This is a genomic window from Petroclostridium xylanilyticum, assembly GCF_002252565.1.
In the GTDB taxonomy this organism is placed as follows: domain Bacteria; phylum Bacillota; class Clostridia; order SK-Y3; family SK-Y3; genus Petroclostridium; species Petroclostridium xylanilyticum.
The window spans coordinates 343,780-360,299 of the sequence record NZ_NPML01000007.1; the positions used below are offsets into that span (position 1 = coordinate 343,780).

18 protein-coding genes are annotated in these 16,520 nt (G+C 35.6%); all 18 read right to left on the bottom strand.

Going from position 1 to position 16,520, the window contains the following annotated elements; all coding sequences use genetic code 11:
* Positions 1 to 164: 164 nt before the first annotated feature.
* The 18 genes from rpsB to fliQ all read right to left on the bottom strand — a co-directional run bounded on the left by rpsB (position 165) and on the right by fliQ (position 16,500).
* Entirely contained in the window at positions 165 to 869 is a 705-nt protein-coding gene (rpsB, locus tag CIB29_RS04955) for a 30S ribosomal protein S2 (protein ID WP_094547374.1), read from the bottom strand.
* Between the two features lie 143 nt (positions 870 to 1,012).
* Positions 1,013 to 1,438 (bottom strand): DUF6115 domain-containing protein, encoded by a 426-nt coding sequence (locus tag CIB29_RS04960; protein WP_198543756.1) that lies wholly within the window; start codon positions 1,436 to 1,438, stop codon positions 1,013 to 1,015.
* 111 nt (positions 1,439 to 1,549) lie between these two features.
* Complete coding sequence (locus tag CIB29_RS04965; protein WP_094547379.1) at positions 1,550 to 1,876, bottom strand: hypothetical protein; 327 nt, start codon at positions 1,874 to 1,876, stop codon at positions 1,550 to 1,552.
* A gap of 30 nt (positions 1,877 to 1,906) precedes the next feature.
* A complete protein-coding gene (locus CIB29_RS04970; RefSeq protein ID WP_094547381.1) occupies positions 1,907 to 3,523 on the bottom strand; it encodes a DUF342 domain-containing protein in 1,617 nt (538 codons plus the stop codon).
* A gap of 10 nt (positions 3,524 to 3,533) precedes the next feature.
* On the bottom strand, positions 3,534 to 4,310 hold the full coding sequence (locus CIB29_RS04975) for a FliA/WhiG family RNA polymerase sigma factor (RefSeq protein ID WP_463208687.1): 777 nt from the start codon (positions 4,308 to 4,310) through the stop codon (positions 3,534 to 3,536).
* An 85-nt stretch (positions 4,311 to 4,395) separates the two neighbouring features.
* On the bottom strand, positions 4,396 to 4,722 hold the full coding sequence (locus CIB29_RS04980) for a hypothetical protein (protein WP_094547385.1): 327 nt from the start codon (positions 4,720 to 4,722) through the stop codon (positions 4,396 to 4,398).
* 14 nt (positions 4,723 to 4,736) lie between these two features.
* A complete protein-coding gene (locus CIB29_RS04985; RefSeq protein WP_094547387.1) occupies positions 4,737 to 5,222 on the bottom strand; it encodes a chemotaxis protein CheD in 486 nt (161 codons plus the stop codon).
* Positions 5,222 to 5,842 carry a chemotaxis protein CheC gene (locus tag CIB29_RS04990; RefSeq protein WP_094547389.1) on the bottom strand — a complete coding sequence of 207 codons (621 nt, stop codon included), beginning with the start codon at positions 5,840 to 5,842 and terminating at the stop codon, positions 5,222 to 5,224. The genes CIB29_RS04985 and CIB29_RS04990 overlap by 1 nt, the downstream gene beginning before the upstream one ends.
* A 46-nt stretch (positions 5,843 to 5,888) precedes the next feature.
* Positions 5,889 to 6,359, bottom strand: a complete 471-nt coding sequence (locus CIB29_RS04995) for a chemotaxis protein CheW (protein WP_242965053.1) — start codon at positions 6,357 to 6,359, stop codon at positions 5,889 to 5,891.
* 14 nt (positions 6,360 to 6,373) lie between these two features.
* On the bottom strand, positions 6,374 to 8,413 hold the full coding sequence (locus CIB29_RS05000) for a chemotaxis protein CheA (RefSeq protein WP_094547391.1): 2,040 nt from the start codon (positions 8,411 to 8,413) through the stop codon (positions 6,374 to 6,376).
* Positions 8,414 to 8,417: 4 nt separating this feature from the next.
* Positions 8,418 to 9,461, bottom strand: coding sequence for a protein-glutamate methylesterase/protein-glutamine glutaminase (locus CIB29_RS05005; protein WP_094547393.1), 1,044 nt, complete (start codon positions 9,459 to 9,461; stop codon positions 8,418 to 8,420).
* A gap of 1 nt (position 9,462) precedes the next feature.
* Positions 9,463 to 10,167, bottom strand: a complete 705-nt coding sequence (locus CIB29_RS05010; RefSeq protein WP_094547395.1) for a flagellar brake protein — start codon at positions 10,165 to 10,167, stop codon at positions 9,463 to 9,465.
* The gene (locus CIB29_RS05015; RefSeq protein WP_094547397.1) at positions 10,160 to 11,068 is read right to left on the bottom strand and encodes a MinD/ParA family protein; all 909 of its coding nucleotides are present in this window, start codon (positions 11,066 to 11,068) and stop codon (positions 10,160 to 10,162) included. The genes CIB29_RS05010 and CIB29_RS05015 overlap by 8 nt, the downstream gene beginning before the upstream one ends.
* Positions 11,065 to 12,279, bottom strand: a complete 1,215-nt coding sequence (gene flhF, locus CIB29_RS05020; RefSeq protein ID WP_094547399.1) for a flagellar biosynthesis GTPase FlhF — start codon at positions 12,277 to 12,279, stop codon at positions 11,065 to 11,067. The genes CIB29_RS05015 and flhF overlap by 4 nt, the downstream gene beginning before the upstream one ends.
* A 2-nt stretch (positions 12,280 to 12,281) precedes the next feature.
* Positions 12,282 to 14,312, bottom strand: coding sequence for a flagellar biosynthesis protein FlhA (flhA, locus tag CIB29_RS05025; protein WP_094547400.1), 2,031 nt, complete (start codon positions 14,310 to 14,312; stop codon positions 12,282 to 12,284).
* 18 nt (positions 14,313 to 14,330) lie between these two features.
* Positions 14,331 to 15,413: a flagellar biosynthesis protein FlhB gene (flhB, locus tag CIB29_RS05030; RefSeq protein ID WP_341444373.1), complete on the bottom strand. Its 1,083-nt coding sequence runs from the start codon at positions 15,411 to 15,413 to the stop codon at positions 14,331 to 14,333.
* Between the two features lie 17 nt (positions 15,414 to 15,430).
* Entirely contained in the window at positions 15,431 to 16,219 is a 789-nt protein-coding gene (gene fliR, locus CIB29_RS05035; RefSeq protein WP_094547404.1) for a flagellar biosynthetic protein FliR, read from the bottom strand.
* An 11-nt stretch (positions 16,220 to 16,230) separates the two neighbouring features.
* Complete coding sequence (gene fliQ, locus CIB29_RS05040; protein ID WP_094547406.1) at positions 16,231 to 16,500, bottom strand: flagellar biosynthesis protein FliQ; 270 nt, start codon at positions 16,498 to 16,500, stop codon at positions 16,231 to 16,233.
* Between the last annotated feature and the right edge of the window lie 20 nt (positions 16,501 to 16,520).

The following is a 16,520-nucleotide window of genomic DNA, read 5'->3' on the forward strand; positions in this document are numbered from 1 at the left end:
CACGCCGGGCGCACCCGGCACAAATAATGATGAAAATATGCTAAACCGGACTTTTTCTGTGGTTTCGGTTTTACTCCCCACTGTCCACTCCACACTTTTTTCAAAATAAAATAACCCGGTCTTCAGTCTTCATAATTCAGACCGAAGACTGGGTTATATTTGTTTTATTCTTCAGCTACAATCTGTTCTCCCTGTCTTCCTTCAAGAACAGCATCTGCAATTTTAGATGCTATTAATTTCACAGCTCTGATAGCATCATCATTACCGGGAATGACATAATCAACTTCTTCAGGGTCACAATTGGTATCAACAATTGCAACAACCGGGATGCCCAACTTTCTAGCTTCTGCAATAGCGATTCTTTCTTTTCTTGGATCAACTACAAAAAGAGCACCTGGAAGTTTTTTCATTTCTTTAATGCCACCGAGGAATTTTTCTAACTTTTCTCTTTCCCCTCTAAGTTTTATAACTTCTTTCTTAGGCAACAGATCAAACGTTCCATCCTCTTCCATTTGTCTGAGTTGATTTAATCTTTCGATACGCTTTCTAATGGTTTTGAAGTTAGTAAGCATACCGCCTAACCATCTTGCATTTACAAAGTACATGTTACATCTTTCAGCTTCTTCTTTGATAGAATCCTGCGCTTGCTTTTTAGTTCCAACGAAGAGGATATCTTCATTGTTCATAGCCAGCTCTCTTATAAAATAATAAGCTTCTTCTATTTTCTTTACTGTTTTCTGGAGGTCGATAATATATATACCGTTCCTTTCAGTAAAGATATATTCAGCCATTTTAGGATTCCATCTTCTTGTCTGATGACCAAAATGTACTCCTGCTTCTAAAAGTTGTTTCATTGAAATAACTGACATAACTTCACCTCCTGGTTTTTTTATACCGCCACCCTAATCAACTTTCCAAAAGACCTAACAGGCACCCTTTTGAAAATCATAGAGTGTGTGTATTTTCCCACACAGTAGTTTACCACAGTTAAATGTAATTAGCAACTATTTTTTTATTTTTTTATACCCAACAGCAGCTGGACTTCTCCTTGTCCTACATTCAACTTTTTTGCAATTTCCCTAACACTAATGCCATTTTCAGCCATCCTCAAAATCTCGATATATTTTGGGTTGGAAATATATGTGGTGGAACCATTTTCAGTACTATTGCAAGAAATATTTCCTAATTTCTCTTGTAATTGATTTAAATGCTCTATTAAACTATTTGCTTCACCGATCTTATTACTCAAACTACCATCAACTTCAAAAACACTTTTAACCTTTTCATCTAAATCAGTTATGGTTCTTAAGAGTTTTGTATTTTCTTCTTCAATTCTAACAGCAACATAATCGGCAAGTCTATTTAATTCATCAATCATTTGATCAGCATTGTCAAGCATTTTCTCCAGTTGTTTTGTTTTAGATTGCACAATAATCATTTCAGCTCGGACTGACCTTTTATATAGATAGATAAAAATAAAAAAGCAAACAATATTTATTATGATTAACGTTATTACCCAAGCGAAGTATTCCACCTTGTTCTCTCCTAACTATATCAATATATCAATTACATGCCCTTTAGAAGGTTGACTCTTATCACAATCCTCTTCTTTGTTTCCTTTGTTTTCTTTTCCTGTCCTATTTCTTTTTTGCTTTAACTGGTTATTGCCTTCCTCCTTTTGCTTTTGCCTTATCTTCCCTCCAAAAGCTTTATCAGAAGAGTTAACCTTTTTTGTTTCATGGTCTGCCTGTTGCTGTAAAGATAAAGAAGCATGGTATTGATTGGTGTAATCCTTTTGATTATATTCATTTTGAACCTTGGATATTTCAGTAGTTTTAGGTATCATCACTTGAAAATCTATGGGCTTAACTGCCAAAGTCATCGCCTCCCGGCTTAAATCTAGCGCTTATTTCTCATACTGTCCTATTCTTATCTCTGCGCCATCGCGATATAAAGTAGCATACTTAATATTCTCTTTAACATACATCATGCTTGAACCAATCGTTATTTTTACTCCCGGATATATTATATTCTGTACTTTTATCTTGCCGTTACCCTCTTCATCCAGCTTCCGCTCAATTTCGACAAATTCATTTTTTAGTTTATTAAGCTTATTACTGAGATAGAGTTTCGTCTTTATAGATTTCATCAATATGACCCTTTTGGCATCATCTAATTTATTTAATGCCTCAAGCTTTTTAAGAAGTTCTATCGCCTGATCTGCTTTTTTAATCTCACCTTCTGTAGTTGCAATTTCTTCCTTTAATGCTTTATACCGCTCCCGCTGCGCAGGGTCTGCCCCTACCTCAAGTTCGGTAACAGTTGCCATCGGAGAACCAACAACTTTAGCAATTATTTCTTTTCTTGCCTTTGCAGTTCCTCCAACGATTAAACCTTTTTTGCCTCCTAATTCTAAGGTACCGCCACATTGTACATTACTGTGCATAATCGCTTCACATTTAATATCGCCTGCTGCAGTTAAGTTGCTATGTTCAATATATTTGGAAACAATACTTCCTCCTGCTACAAGAACACCTTTATTTAACCCCTGCATTCCCCTGCGTAAAATGATATCTCCTTTAGCCTTGATTACAGCACCTTCAACTACACCCTGAACTTCAACCGTCCCGCCAGCTTCAATAGAAAAGCCTGTCAAAACATTTCCTTTAACAACAACATTCCCTACAAAATCAATATTTCCTACCGAGTTATCAACATTTCCACTAACTTCATATATGGCGTAAACATTTACTTTTTTATCAGCTACTACTACCTGTCCATCTATTGATGCCAGCAACTTCTGCCCATCTTCAGATATTTCAACATTCTTCCCTTTAGGTAATACTACAGGTTTACCAGGTATAGCAGGTACTTCTTCTCCAAATACATTTTTACCGGGAGTTCCTGGAGTAGGAGGTATAGCTGTAATAAGCACATCACCGGCATGAACATTTTCTATCAAATCTAACTGCCGGAAATCCACCCTGCCATCTTCCAGCAGCTTGGGAGTCCTATCTTTTGAAAGTTCAAAATGATATTCCATCCTACCATTTTCTCCATTAACAGGTTCAATGCCCTGGGCAATTAAAATTTCCTGGTTGTAAACCGGAAATTTACTTATTGTATCAATAGTGTTATAGTCCAAGCCAAATACTATCTTTTCATTATTAAGAATGCTTATGATCTCTTTCGATGACAGCATTGCTCCTCCCTCAGGAGGAATGACTACTATAGTAGCTTTCATCTTATTATCTGAAACTTTAACTTTAATAGTTGCATTAATGATAAATTCCCCTTGTGCTTCGGCTATTTTATACTCCAAGCCGTCACTTTTTTCAAAAGCTTCTAAAATTACATCTTTATTATAATTTTTTATTTGCTTTTTTTCTATAAAGTTCAAAATATCTGTAACGTCAAGAATCGTTCCAGATTGAGTAAATGGTAGAATAGTTAGAAAAACTCCATCCTTTCGGCAGTCTATCTTATATCCCCTTTTTTCGATTGTATCTTTTTCTCCATTCATACTATCCCACCTACTCTTCATATAGTATTGATTTGTGTTTACCTAGCTTGCTCCTTAATCTTGTAACTGCTTTTGAATGTAACTGTGAAATTCTGGATTCAGAAACTTTCATTATTGCACTTATTTCTTTGAGAGTCAGCTCTTCGAAATAGTAAAGAGTAATTACAGTCTTTTCTTTATCTGAGAGTTTATCAATTGCACTAGCTAAAATACTTTTAATTTCATTAGACTCTATATAAGTTGTCGGATTTCCCAATTGATTATCATTAAAAAATTCTACATTCATTTCGTAATTTTGTTCTAAAAATTCATCTAAAGAAATAAGATGAGACACGTTTAAATCATTAATAATTTTATGGAAATCATCAATACTTATTCCCAGTTGGCCTGCAATTTCACTATCAAGGGGCGGACGTCCCAGTTTGGCTTCCAATTCCGTAAAAGCCTTTTCTATTTCTTTGTTTTTTTGCCTTAATGTTCTGGGCACCCAGTCTAACTTGCGAATATTATCAATAATTGCCCCCCTTATCCGTAGTGACGCATAAGTCTCAAACTTTACTCCTTTTGATAGATCAAATTTATCAATCGCATCAATTAAGCCAAATATCCCATAACTTAAAAGGTCTTCATAATCAACGTTATTGCCAAAATAGATGCTTAACCTTCCAGCTACATATTTTACTAAAGGAGAATACTCCAATATTAATTTTTCTCTAATGACACTGCTCCTTGTTTCAATATATTGCTTCCATAAAACAGTTTGTTTGGAGGTAATATCAGACATCATCCTTCTCTCCCGTAAATACCATAAGCTATTAAAACATATTAACGTCTATACTGCAAATGCAGTACAAAAAATGATAAAAAAGTGCTTAATCCTTCATCATATTTCCTATAATTTTAGCTTCCTTTTCCCCCAATTCTTTTACCTGAAGCGGTGAAAAATCATCTTCATGTTGATTTTGTTCTGACTCTCCTTTTTGCAAATGAGTTTTTTGCTCTGTCTTAATTTTTATATCGTTTATTACATCTGTTAGCATTTTTCGTACGAATATTCCGAGAAAATAAAATAGTATAAGGGTAATAGAAACTCTTAAGCACAAAATGTTAAATTTCAAAGGTTGCAGCAAGCTAACTACAGATATAATTAAAGCACTAACAAGGGATAATATATACGGAATACTGTCTACTAGATTCATAACCTGCGCCCCTTTTAAAGCTGTTTAATCCCATAACCTATAGTCTTTACCAGAAGAATACCATTTTCGGTATAAAGCTCTATTGTCCTCCCGTAGTTTCCTCCGGTATCTTCTGCAACAACAGGAATAGATAAACTCTCCAGTGCCTCTTTACTGGCAGCCGCATTTCTTTGACCTATTCTCATAATATCGTTTGCCTGGGAAAAAGAAAACATTTGCGCTCCCCCGGCTAATTTAGCAACAATGCTGCTTTTTCTGGCACCGGCACTGATCATCATATTTAACAATTCAACAATTGCTGTATCTGCAAACTTTGCCTTATTTGAATTATTTTTTACCTGGGTGCTGCTCGGAAGCATAATATGGGCCAGCCCTCCAATTTTAGATACCGGATCAAATAATGCGATACCTACACATGATCCTAAACCTAGAGTAGTCAAGACTCCCGGGTATTTAGCAATATTCAAATCAGCCATTCCCACTTTTACTAAATTATCCATCAACTTATTACCCCTAAAGCTCTTAATAATATATCATAGGATTCTACATCAGGTATTAAAAAGAAATTTCCCACTACAGTATAGTCATGCTCAATAAACTGCGTTTCAATAAACAGTACAGTATCCCCAACCTTCCCAAATTCTATTGCAGGAACACTTAGTATGGCTCCTGCCATATCAATTGTCAAATCTGGTATGGAGGGTAAAATATTCAAATTTGTTAAGGTAGAAAGTGAAGATAAATATGACCCTGCCAAAATATTTCCAATTTCCTTAAGGGCAGATATATCCATTTCACTGAATTCATGAGTATCTCCTACAGCCTTACCCATAAGCATATTTACTAGAATATGGGCATAGTGTTGTTCCAGAGTAAACATAATATAACCATTCAAATCTCCTGTTACATTCAACAATATCCCTACCACCAGGTTATCAGCTCCGCCTAACAAATCTGCTACTCTCTTAAATTCAAGAATTTGAACTTTAGGAACAGCCATATCTACTTTTTTGTTTAACAACTTTGCCAGAGCCGTAGCGGCATTTCCTGCTCCAATATTGCCAATTTCTTTTAGGACGTCGAGCTGAAGGGCATTTAATTCTTCAATTGACATTGTCATGTTATTCCACCTCATACGTGCTTTCTAATAAAACTTAATTAAATATTTACCGCTCCATTTTCGCATTATGGACCAATTTATCAATGTTTAATAGTGTTATAATCCTCTGGTTAACTTTTCCTACACCATATACAAAATCCAGCGAATAATCGTAGTTAAAATTCGATAAACTTTCAATCTGATCATTGGACAAATAAATAACCTCAGCAACAGAATCAACAAAACCCCCAATTGAAGCATCATCAACCTTAAAAATAATGATACGGGTATCCTCAGTTTCCTCAATTGGCGGTAAATTAAACCGCTCTCTCAATCCCATCACCGGAATAATCTCGCCTCTAAGATTAATTACTCCTTTTATATAGTTGGGTGCTTTAGGCACTCTGGTAATAGCCGTTGGCGTTACGATTTCAACCACCCTTTGAATATCTAATGCATATTCTTCTTTATCTAACTTAAATACTACATACTGTTTTAAGTCAGACGTATCCACTTTATTATTTTCCTTTATATCCATTGTCTTCCCTCCTCTTAGAGCGCTAAGGAATTTACATCCAGAATCAATGCTACCTGACCATCTCCGAGAATTGTAGCCCCTGCTATATTTTTAACTCCCGAAAGATGTTTACCAAGGGATTTTATTACGATCTCCTGTTGACCAATAAGGTTATCTACGACAAATCCTGAAAGCTTATCACCTTTTTTTACAATTACTACAGTTATTTGTTTTACTTCCTTTTCTTCATTTTTTGGAACCTCCAGGACTTTATCAAGTCTAATGAGCGGTATAACATTATTCCTGAGTAAAATGACTTCTTGTTTTTGAACAAGTTTTATTTCTTCAAGTTTAATATTTATAATTTCTTTTATAGAACTCAATGGTATAGCATATTTTTCTTGCCCTAGTACAACCATGAGGGCTTGAATAATTGCCAGAGTCAAAGGTAACCGGATAGCAAATTTGCTTCCTTTTCCCCGCTCTGTTTCTACTTCTATAACGCCACCAAGAGCTTCAATTTTGGTCTTTACAACATCCAGTCCAACACCCCGTCCTGAAACATCTGTCACCTTATCTGCCGTACTAAAGCTTGGCCTGAAAAGGAAATCAATAATCTCTTTCTGCGAAAGAGAGTTAGCAATCTCTTTATTTACAAGTCCTCTTTCTATCGCTTTTGCCTTTACCTTATCAAGATCAATCCCGCTACCGTCATCCTGAACTTCAATCACAACATTATTTCCGTCATGGTATGCTTTTAAGTTGATAGTACCATTCCTTGGCTTATTTCTGGATACCCGTATATCCGGCATCTCAATTCCATGGTCGGCAGAATTCCTCAATAGATGAATTAACGGGTCACCTATCTCATCTATGACAGTTCTGTCAACCTCTGTCTCTGAACCATACATATTGAGGGTAATTTGTTTGCCCAACTCTTTTGCCAAATCCCTGATCATTCTTGGGAATCTATTAAATACCATTTCTACAGGTACCATTCGTACCTTCATGACAGCATCATGCAGGCTGGTAGTAATTCTTTCCAGGTACTCAACAGCTTCACCATAGTTTTGGTTAATATTAGTAACTTCGATATCTTCTAAACGTGTCTTAATAATGATAAGTTCGCTTACAAGATTCATCAAGTTATCCAACCTATCAATATCTACCCTGACAGTTTTGCCAGTTCTGGGCTTAGCTGCCTGTCCTGATAATTTCTCAGTATTTTGTGCGTCCTCACTTTCTAATTCCATATCTTCACTACTATGTACTTCTTCTTTAATAATTTGCTGAGGGGAAGGTATTTGTTTTGATGTTAATGTGCGTATAATTACTTCATCAACTTCAGCAATACCATTCAGCTCTTGTATCAAACTTTGCTGCGATTCTTTAGAAACTACAGCTACAGTAAATTCAAAATCAAATTTTTCATCCTCAATATCCTCAACCTTAGGTTCCGATTTAATAACTTCACAACTTTTTTCAAGAGTCCTAAATATGATAAAAGCCCTGGCAGACTTTAAAACACAGCCTTTGTTTAATTTCACAGTTATCTTATAGGCATTCATACCCATATCAAGAGCTTTATTAATAATATTTTGTGCATATTGATCCAGTACAAAGCTTTCATCACCTGCTTCTGACACTTCAGTATCTGCTTGTGTAAAATGAGCATCGGAAATTTCAGAAGTTTTCGTTTCAAGGATGGAATTTAATGATTTGATAACATTACTATAAGCATTTTCTCCTTCAGTTCCGGTATTAATAATGTTATCTACATAGTTTTCCAAAGCATCCAGACATCGAAACAATACATCAACAATTTTGGAATCCACCTTGATTTTACCATTTCTTATTTCTTGAAGAACGTTTTCCATATCATGAGTTAGAGTAGCCATTTTGGAAAATCCCATTGTTCCTGCCATACCTTTCAGAGTATGCGCAACCCTGAAAATTTCATTAAGAATTGGCATATTGTCCGGGTCTTTTTCGAGTTCTAATAAATTTTGATTTAGATTTTGTAAATGCTCTTTTGACTCCTCAATAAAAAGTTCTAAATATTGGCTCATATCCATATTACTACACCCCCACCAGTTTTATTATTTCATTACTTATTTCATTCAATGAAACAATTTTATCTACAATACCTGCTTGTACAGCTGCCTTTGGCATACCGTAAACTACACATGATTTCTCATCCTGGGCAATGACAAAAGCTTTATTTATTTCTTTTAAGCTTTTTAGTCCTTCACAACCATCAGAACCCATTCCCGTCATAATAACGCCAATAATGTTTCTTAACCCCGTGTCGGATAGGGAATTCATCATAACATTTACCGAAGGCCGGTGTCCGCCTACCGGATCACTTTTATTAAGCCGTATGATTAAATCATTACTTCTTGTTTCTTTATCAAAAACGATATGATAATCACCGGGCGCAATATATACACAGCCTGCTTTAATCTTATCACCGTCTTCAGCCTCTTTAACAGTTAGTTCACTCATACCATCCAAGCGCATTGCAAATGATTTTGTAAATCCTGGCGGCATGTGCTGGACAACAATAAATGCTGCCGGGATATTTCCCGGAATAAATGGAATTATTTGCTGCAGTGCCCTCGGTCCCCCCGTTGACGTTCCTATAGCAACAATTTTTTTTAAATTACTACTATGAACGATATCCGTCCTCTTATTATAAACTGCTGGATAAGTATGAGGATGAACCCTGGTATTTTTAGCTACTTTAACTTTTTCTGTAATTTCTTTTTTAAACTTATCACTGCCTATCTCAAATATGTTTGAAGGCTTGGTAATAAAGTCAACTGCCCCTAACTCCAACGCTTTAATTGTCGCATCAGCACCCTCGCTGGTTAAACCGCTTACCATTATTACAGGAATCGGCTTATAGTTCATAATATGCTGCAAGCAATCTAACCCATTCATTACAGGCATTTCCACATCAAGCGTTATGACATCCGGGGACAACTGCTTTATTTTTTCCAGAGCATCCTTACCATCTTTTGCAGTATATATAACTTCAATTTCATTGTCAGTTCTTAAAACATCAGTAATTACTTTTCTCATGAAAGCAGAATCATCTACTATCATTACTCTTATCGGCATATTATAACATTCCTTTTTGCATTAATTTAATTTGTTTATCAAAAATAAATTTTATAATTGCATCCCTATCCCTCATTTTAATTTCTTTAAAAATAATCCCGGTATCATACTTTTTATTATCATGCTCATATATGACGGACCTGACAACCTTTCCATACGTACATATCTTTTTACCTTCCAGGTCCAACTCTAATTCAACAATGTCATTTATCTGATAGTGCTCATTTGTAAGAAGCCCCAGTCCACCGCCGCTTATATCTTTGGTAAGTGCGTCAACAAATGGATTAGCTGTAATTTTATTCTCAGCACCTGCGGGTCCAAGCACCCTCAGTTTAACAGGAAGAGCCCATTCAAACCTAAAATATTCCCGCCTTTGTATCCTGGTTAATTTACTTCTTACTGCAATCTTCAGCATTACAATATTTTCCCGCTTTGCCCTTGCTGTCACTTCTCCCATAAAGGAAAACAACCTTTTTGAATCAAAAAAGTTAATTTTTATCTTACTGCCTACAGAAAGATATATAATTTTCCCTTCATGTATTGGAGCAGCTATTACAATGTCACCCGAGTCCAATACTTCTTCAAGCTGACTGACGTAGGTAGGTTTTATCTCCATGCCGTTATAATCATATACAACCAGTTCAAGTTTAGTTCCCAACTTTATATCTTTTACATCCATTATATCATCCCTATTCACATTATGCATTATTTAGATTCGCTAACTTCCGGAAAAATCCCTTTATTCCTGATGACCTCTTCATAGAATTTTGGTCAACCTGCATTAGTTTGTGAGCAATTTCATTGAGTTGTCTGGATACTAAAGATTTTGGGTAACTCAGTATAAAGGGTTCTTGCCTTTTGACAGCCTTAACTACATTAGTATCATATAATACATACCCCAGTTGTTTTAGCTTTACACCTAAAAATGCTTCAGCGGCAAGCGTTAATTTGTTCATTACACTTATCGCTTCTTTCTCATTATCGGCCCGGTTAACGACGAGCTGAATAATTTTATCTCTATCTTTGAGAGATACAGTCTTCACCAGGGCATATGCGTCCATAATTGAAGTAGGTTCAGGAGTAGTCACAAGAATAATTTCATCCGCAGCAAGCACAAAACTGATAACATTTTCAGATATCCCTGCACCTGTATCTACGATAATAATATCTGCAACTTTATCTAAAGATGCGACCTTTTCTATAAGTGCTTCCAACTGCCACTTTTCCAAATGCACCATTTCTTCAATTCCCGAACCGCCGGAAATGAATTTTACATTCATAGGCCCGTCGGAAAGAATATCAAATATTGTTTTATTATTATTTATCACATCTAATAATGTATAGTGGGGTGAGATGCCAAAAAGTATATCTATATTCGCCAGCCCCAAATCTGCATCGAGAATTACTACTCTATACCCCATTTTGCTTAAGTTCAGAGCAAGGTTAACAGAAATATTCGTTTTCCCGACTCCTCCCTTTCCGCTTGTTACAGTAATGACCCTACATTTTCGCTTCTCTAAAACATTTTCTGTTGATAACTGTTTGGTCAACTGTTGCTTTTTTAAATCATTAATGATTTCCCGTAATTTATCCGCCTGATCACTCATATTTGAATGCTCCCTAATAGTTTTTTTGCAATTTTATCTATGTTTACAACTTCTATATCATCTGGAACACTTTGTCCGGTGGTCACATAGGATAATTTTTTGTTAGCAATCCTGGCTAAATTTAATATCATTCCATAAGAAACTGCTTCATCTAACTTGGTAAATAAAATTTTATATTCTTTTAAGAAGCTATAGCTATTTATTATTTCTTTACAAACATTATAATCTGTCGTTAAACTCAAGAGTAAAAATACCTCTTCGGGATTGCTTAATTCTATTATTCTTTTAAGTTCTTCAAACTGCTGCATATCTTTATGACTTCTGCCTGCTGTATCAATAAGTATCAAATCTTTATCACTAAAATTACTAATTGCATCGCTTATCTCTTCAGGAGAGTAGATTACATGAATAGGCAGACCCAATATATCAGTATATGTTTTTAATTGCTCTACAGCGGCTATCCTATAAGTGTCAGAAGAAATAATTCCAATATTTTTCTTATAATTAATTGAAAATATTGCAGCAATTTTAGCTAAAGTCGTTGTCTTACCAACTCCGGTAGGTCCGACGAAAACAATTATTTTTGCTTTAGCATCATTGTTCAATTGTATCGGCTGTGGTTTGTCTAATAGCGTAATGATTCTATTATACATTTTTGCTGCTATATCGTTTACACTAGCGCTTTGAGAAACAGAACTTTTTACTTCACTAGCGATTTCATTTACAATAGATATATCGACATTATTATGAATTAAATTATTTGAAAAAACCTGGATAATCTTTGACGTTTTATCCATGGGATTCTCTAACTGCATAGAAGACTGTATAGAAGAGTTATTAGCAGGCTGCATTTGCTTGTATATCCTGTCCAGCAACTGTTCCATATTTTTAACTTTCTGTTCCAGCTCTCCAATGTCACTATCGTATCTTTCTTCTACAGGCTCTTTCAATATACCCTTTTTGTCAGTTATTGAGTTTTTAACACCGGCAGCAGATTTGTTGCGCCCGTTGCCAGGTTCACTTAAATTTGATTGTGTTGCTCCTTCATCGACAGCTGCTAATACTTCTACAAGAGGTTTTGAAAAAAATTTCAAAAAACCTTTCTGCCTGATTTTTCTAGTATTCAGTATAATTGCATCGCTGCCCAGATCCAGTCTTACTTTCAGCATCGCATCTTGTGTATCTTTCCCAATATATCTTCTAATTTTCATCTTTATACACTCACCATTCCAACAGATTGAACTTCAACTGAAGAATCCAATTCATTATATGATAACACTATCAATCCAGGGATTGATTGCTCCGTCAGCCTTTTAAAATATAACCTGACAATAGGTGATGTTAATATGATTGGCTGTTGACCCATCGATAATACTTTTTGAATTTGCTTGTATACTGCGCTAATAATCTCCTGGGTAACAACCGGATCAAGTCCCAGATAAGAGCCGTGTTCCGTATTTTGGACTGAATCCATAATTTTTTGTTCCAATTTTGGGTCAAGGGTTATTACATTCGCTTTACTTTTCCCGATAAATTTATTTGAAATAGCCCTTCCGATACTTTGGCGGACGTACTCTGTCAGCATATCAGTATCCCGCGTAACCGCAATATAATCTGCCAGTGTTTCCAGGATACTTACTAAATCCCTTATTGATACTCCTTCCCTTAGTAGGTTTGCAAGAACTTTTTGAACTTCACCAATCGATATTTGCTTTGGTATCAATTCCTCAACCAAGGCTGGATGATTCTGTTTAATATGATCTATCAGGGTCTGTACATCCTGCCGGCTTAATAACTCATGAGCAAATTTTTTGATAATTTCTGTTAGATGAGTAGCAATAATCGATGGTGGATCCACTACTGTATAACCCAGTATTTCTGCACGTTCCCTCTGGCTTTCATTAATCCAGATTGCAGGAAGGCCAAATGCCGGTTCTACGGTCTTAATGCCATCAATCTCTTCTTCAACAGTTCCAGGATTCATCGCCAGATAATGGTCAAACATTAGTTCTCCTTGCGCTACCTCTACGCCTTTTATCTTAATAATATATTCATTTGGACTTAACTGAATGTTATCTCTCAAGCGGATAATAGGAACAACGATACCTAGCTCAAGAGCAAGCTGTCTTCTAATCATTACTACTCTATCTAAAAGGTCTCCTCCCTGATTCACATCCGCTAAAGGAATAATACCATATCCAAATTCTAATTCTATTGGGTCCACTTGTAATAATGAAACAACATTTTCAGGCTTTCTAATTTCCTCAACTTCACTTTCTTCAACTTGAATCTCTTCTTGTATTTCGTTTTGCTGCAAGATTTTACGGATATTATACCCTGAAATTGCCAAAGTAACAGAAAGAACAGCAAAAGGCCAAAACGGCAATCCAGGAACAATAGCTAACATGCCTGAAACACCGCTAGCTAAAAACATTACACGGGGATTCTGGAAAATTTGCTTTAATAAATCGGTACTAAGATTTGAATCAGAAGCTGCCCTGGTAACGATGATACCGGTAGCAGTGGAAATTAACAATGCAGGTATCTGGCTGACCAGCCCATCACCAACAGTAAGGTTGGTATACTTATTCAAAACATCCTGCAGTGTCCCTTCTTGCCTCATCGCCCCCAGAATAAAACCTCCAATGATGTTAATAACTGTAATGATAATACCTGCAATAGCATCACCTTTTACGAACTTACTTGCCCCATCCATTGCTCCGTAAAAGTCCGCTTCCCTCTGTATGTTTTTTCTTCTTTCTTTAGCTTCTGCCTCATTAATAAGTCCTGAATTCAAATCAGCATCAATTGCCATCTGTTTCCCAGGCATAGCATCAAGCGTAAATCTGGCAGCTACTTCTGAAACTCTTTCAGATCCCTTTGTGATAACGAGAAATTGTACAATTGTAATAATAAAAAAAACAATAAGTCCTACTACAACATTTCCCTGGATAACGAATTCTCCAAATGCCCTTACCACCGAACCCGGGTCTCCTTTTGCAAGTATCAATCGGGTAGAAGAAATATTCAGTGCCAACCTAAATAATGTTGTTATTAATAATAAAGAGGGAAAAATTGAAAATTGCAGTGCATCTTTAGCATATACTGTATTTAACAATATTACTACTGCTAAAGATATATTAATTGCAAGCAATATATCCAGTAGTAACGGTGAAACAGGTATAATGATGATAATAACAATTGCTATGATAATTACCGCAACAGATATATCTGCAAATTTCACTGTTGTCCTCCTTTCGTATTATACTACTTTATTCTTCAAATTATATACAAAGGCCAAGACTTCAGCCACTGCCTGGAAGAGTTCAGCCGGAATTTTCTCACCTATATCAGCAGAATGGTACAATTCCCTGGCAAGGGGCTTGTTTTCTACAATTTCAACATGATTTTCCTTAGCTACTTCTCTAATTCTAAGTGCAATATAATCCTGCCCTTTTGCAACTACAACCGGCGCATCAGCAATTTTTGTATCATACTTTAATGCTACTGCAAAATGGGTTGGATTGGTTATGACTACATCGGCTTTGGGAATCTCCGACATCATTCGCCTCATGGATATTTGCCTCTGCTTTTCTTTTATTTTTGATTTTATTTGCGGATTTCCTTCAGTTTGCTTATACTCTTCTTTCACTTCCTGCTTAGACATCATTAAGCTCTTTTCATACTGTCTCCATTCAAAAATATAGTCAATTATACCTAAAATGACTAAAGCTATTCCCATTCTTAGTGCTACATTAACAGCTGTATTCCCGATATAGACCCCTATCTGCATAACTTCCATATCCATAAGTGCAATAACACTTTTAGCTTCATTTTTTAGGTAAGAGTAGGCAATATATCCCACAACAATAATTTTAACTAAAGACTTTACCAATTCCATTAGTGCATGCGCAGAAAACATTCTCTTGAATCCTTGTAATGGATTTAATTTATCAAATTTAGGCTCCAGTGTTTTGGTTGTAAATAAAAAACCAACCTGCGCATAGCTCGATACCAGACCTGCTATTAATATTACACCTAAAATGGGCGCGACAACCTTAAAAATAAGTACAAAAGCTTCTGTTACTAAAGGCCAAAAGTTACCCGGTGACAATATATCCTTTTTTATTGTATAGTGAATAAAAACTTTTTTTGTAAATTGCAATATATTTTCATACATGTAGCTCCCGGCTAATTTAAGGGTAAAAAACGCTAAAATAAGCAGTACGGCTGATTTAATTTCTCTACTTTGCAAGACTTGACCTTTTGCCCGGGCATCGGATCTTCTTTTCGATGTCGGTTTTTCAGTTTTATCATCACCATCAGCAAACAGTTGAATATTCATTTTCATTAGCTCAGTATTCATTTTATAACCATATCCTTTAATACTGTCTCTAAATCCCTGTATATTCCGTTAACCATTACATCCATAATAATTGGAAATACAGCTATAACTAATGCCAATGTTACCATACCAATCACTATCTTAAGAGGCATGCCGACAATGAATACATTCATTTGAGGGACTGTCCTTGCCAAAATTCCAAGAGCTACATCTGTAATAAATATGGCCGCAATAACAGGACCTGCAATTTTAAATCCTATAATGAACATGTCTCCGAATATTCTAACAACATCGCTAACTAAAATGCTGCTTATTGCCGCAGTACCTATAGGTAAAACCTTATAACTATAAAATATGGAAGAAATAATCATATGATGGCCATCTATTGATAAAAACATCAACATGGCAATGATAAAATAAAAGTTAGCAATTACAGGAATCTGGATATTGCTTTGAGGATCAAAAACGTTAACCATTCCAAATCCAATTTGCATATCAATGATTTGACCTGCAATATAAAGTGCCGAAAACGCCATGTATGATATAAAACCCAAAATTAATCCTACAATGAATTCGTTAAATACCAGCAATAAATATTGTAAAATATGCTTATTTTCACTTGTTACCGTTAAATCCAAAGTGGGCGTTATAATGAGCGCAATCATGAGCCCAAAACCTATTTTCATCAGATTTGGCATATTCTTTCTGCCAAAAATCGGTGAAATAATAAAAAGTGAAGTAACACGAACCATAACAAGTAAAAATATTTCAATATACCTAAGAATAATATCAAAACCAATATTCATTTGCTTCGTCCTTATTTTAAGTAATTATTCATATTTAAGAAAAGATTTTGGGTAAATTCAACTGCTACCGACAGCATCCAGGGACCAAAAATAATGATACAACCTAATACAACGATGATCTTGGGAATAAATGCTAATGTTTGTTCCTGTATTTGCGTAACAGCTTGAAAAATACTCACCGCAAGACCTACAAGCAAGCCCAATCCCAGCATGGGACCGGCGATAAGCAAAACTGTAAAAAGTGCATTTTGTGCCAAATCAATGACTAGGCCCTGATCCATATATCATAACACTCCCCACC

Excerpts from the sequence above, each read along its gene's own strand:
- CIB29_RS04980 (WP_094547385.1), bottom strand. The coding sequence starts at position 4,722 with ATGAATCTAGTAGACAGTATTCCGTATATATTATCCCTTGTTAGTGCT.
- CIB29_RS04975 (WP_463208687.1), bottom strand. The coding sequence starts at position 4,310 with ATGATGTCTGATATTACCTCCAAACAAACTGTTTTATGGAAGCAATAT.
- CIB29_RS05000 (WP_094547391.1), bottom strand. The coding sequence starts at position 8,413 with ATGGATATGAGCCAATATTTAGAACTTTTTATTGAGGAGTCAAAAGAG.
- flhB (WP_341444373.1), bottom strand. The coding sequence starts at position 15,413 with ATGAATATTCAACTGTTTGCTGATGGTGATGATAAAACTGAAAAACCG.
- fliR (WP_094547404.1), bottom strand. The coding sequence starts at position 16,219 with ATGAATATTGGTTTTGATATTATTCTTAGGTATATTGAAATATTTTTA.
- flhF (WP_094547399.1), bottom strand. The coding sequence starts at position 12,279 with ATGAAAATTAGAAGATATATTGGGAAAGATACACAAGATGCGATGCTG.
- CIB29_RS04985 (WP_094547387.1), bottom strand. The coding sequence starts at position 5,222 with ATGGATAATTTAGTAAAAGTGGGAATGGCTGATTTGAATATTGCTAAA.
- CIB29_RS04995 (WP_242965053.1), bottom strand. The coding sequence starts at position 6,359 with ATGGATATAAAGGAAAATAATAAAGTGGATACGTCTGACTTAAAACAG.
- CIB29_RS05010 (WP_094547395.1), bottom strand. The coding sequence starts at position 10,167 with ATGCATAATGTGAATAGGGATGATATAATGGATGTAAAAGATATAAAG.
- CIB29_RS05015 (WP_094547397.1), bottom strand. The coding sequence starts at position 11,068 with ATGAGTGATCAGGCGGATAAATTACGGGAAATCATTAATGATTTAAAA.
- fliQ (WP_094547406.1), bottom strand. The coding sequence starts at position 16,500 with ATGGATCAGGGCCTAGTCATTGATTTGGCACAAAATGCACTTTTTACA.
- CIB29_RS04990 (WP_094547389.1), bottom strand. The coding sequence starts at position 5,842 with ATGACAATGTCAATTGAAGAATTAAATGCCCTTCAGCTCGACGTCCTA.
- rpsB (WP_094547374.1), bottom strand. The coding sequence starts at position 869 with ATGTCAGTTATTTCAATGAAACAACTTTTAGAAGCAGGAGTACATTTT.
- CIB29_RS05005 (WP_094547393.1), bottom strand. The coding sequence starts at position 9,461 with ATGCCGATAAGAGTAATGATAGTAGATGATTCTGCTTTCATGAGAAAA.
- CIB29_RS04970 (WP_094547381.1), bottom strand. The coding sequence starts at position 3,523 with ATGAATGGAGAAAAAGATACAATCGAAAAAAGGGGATATAAGATAGAC.
- CIB29_RS04960 (WP_198543756.1), bottom strand. The coding sequence starts at position 1,438 with ATGATTATTGTGCAATCTAAAACAAAACAACTGGAGAAAATGCTTGAC.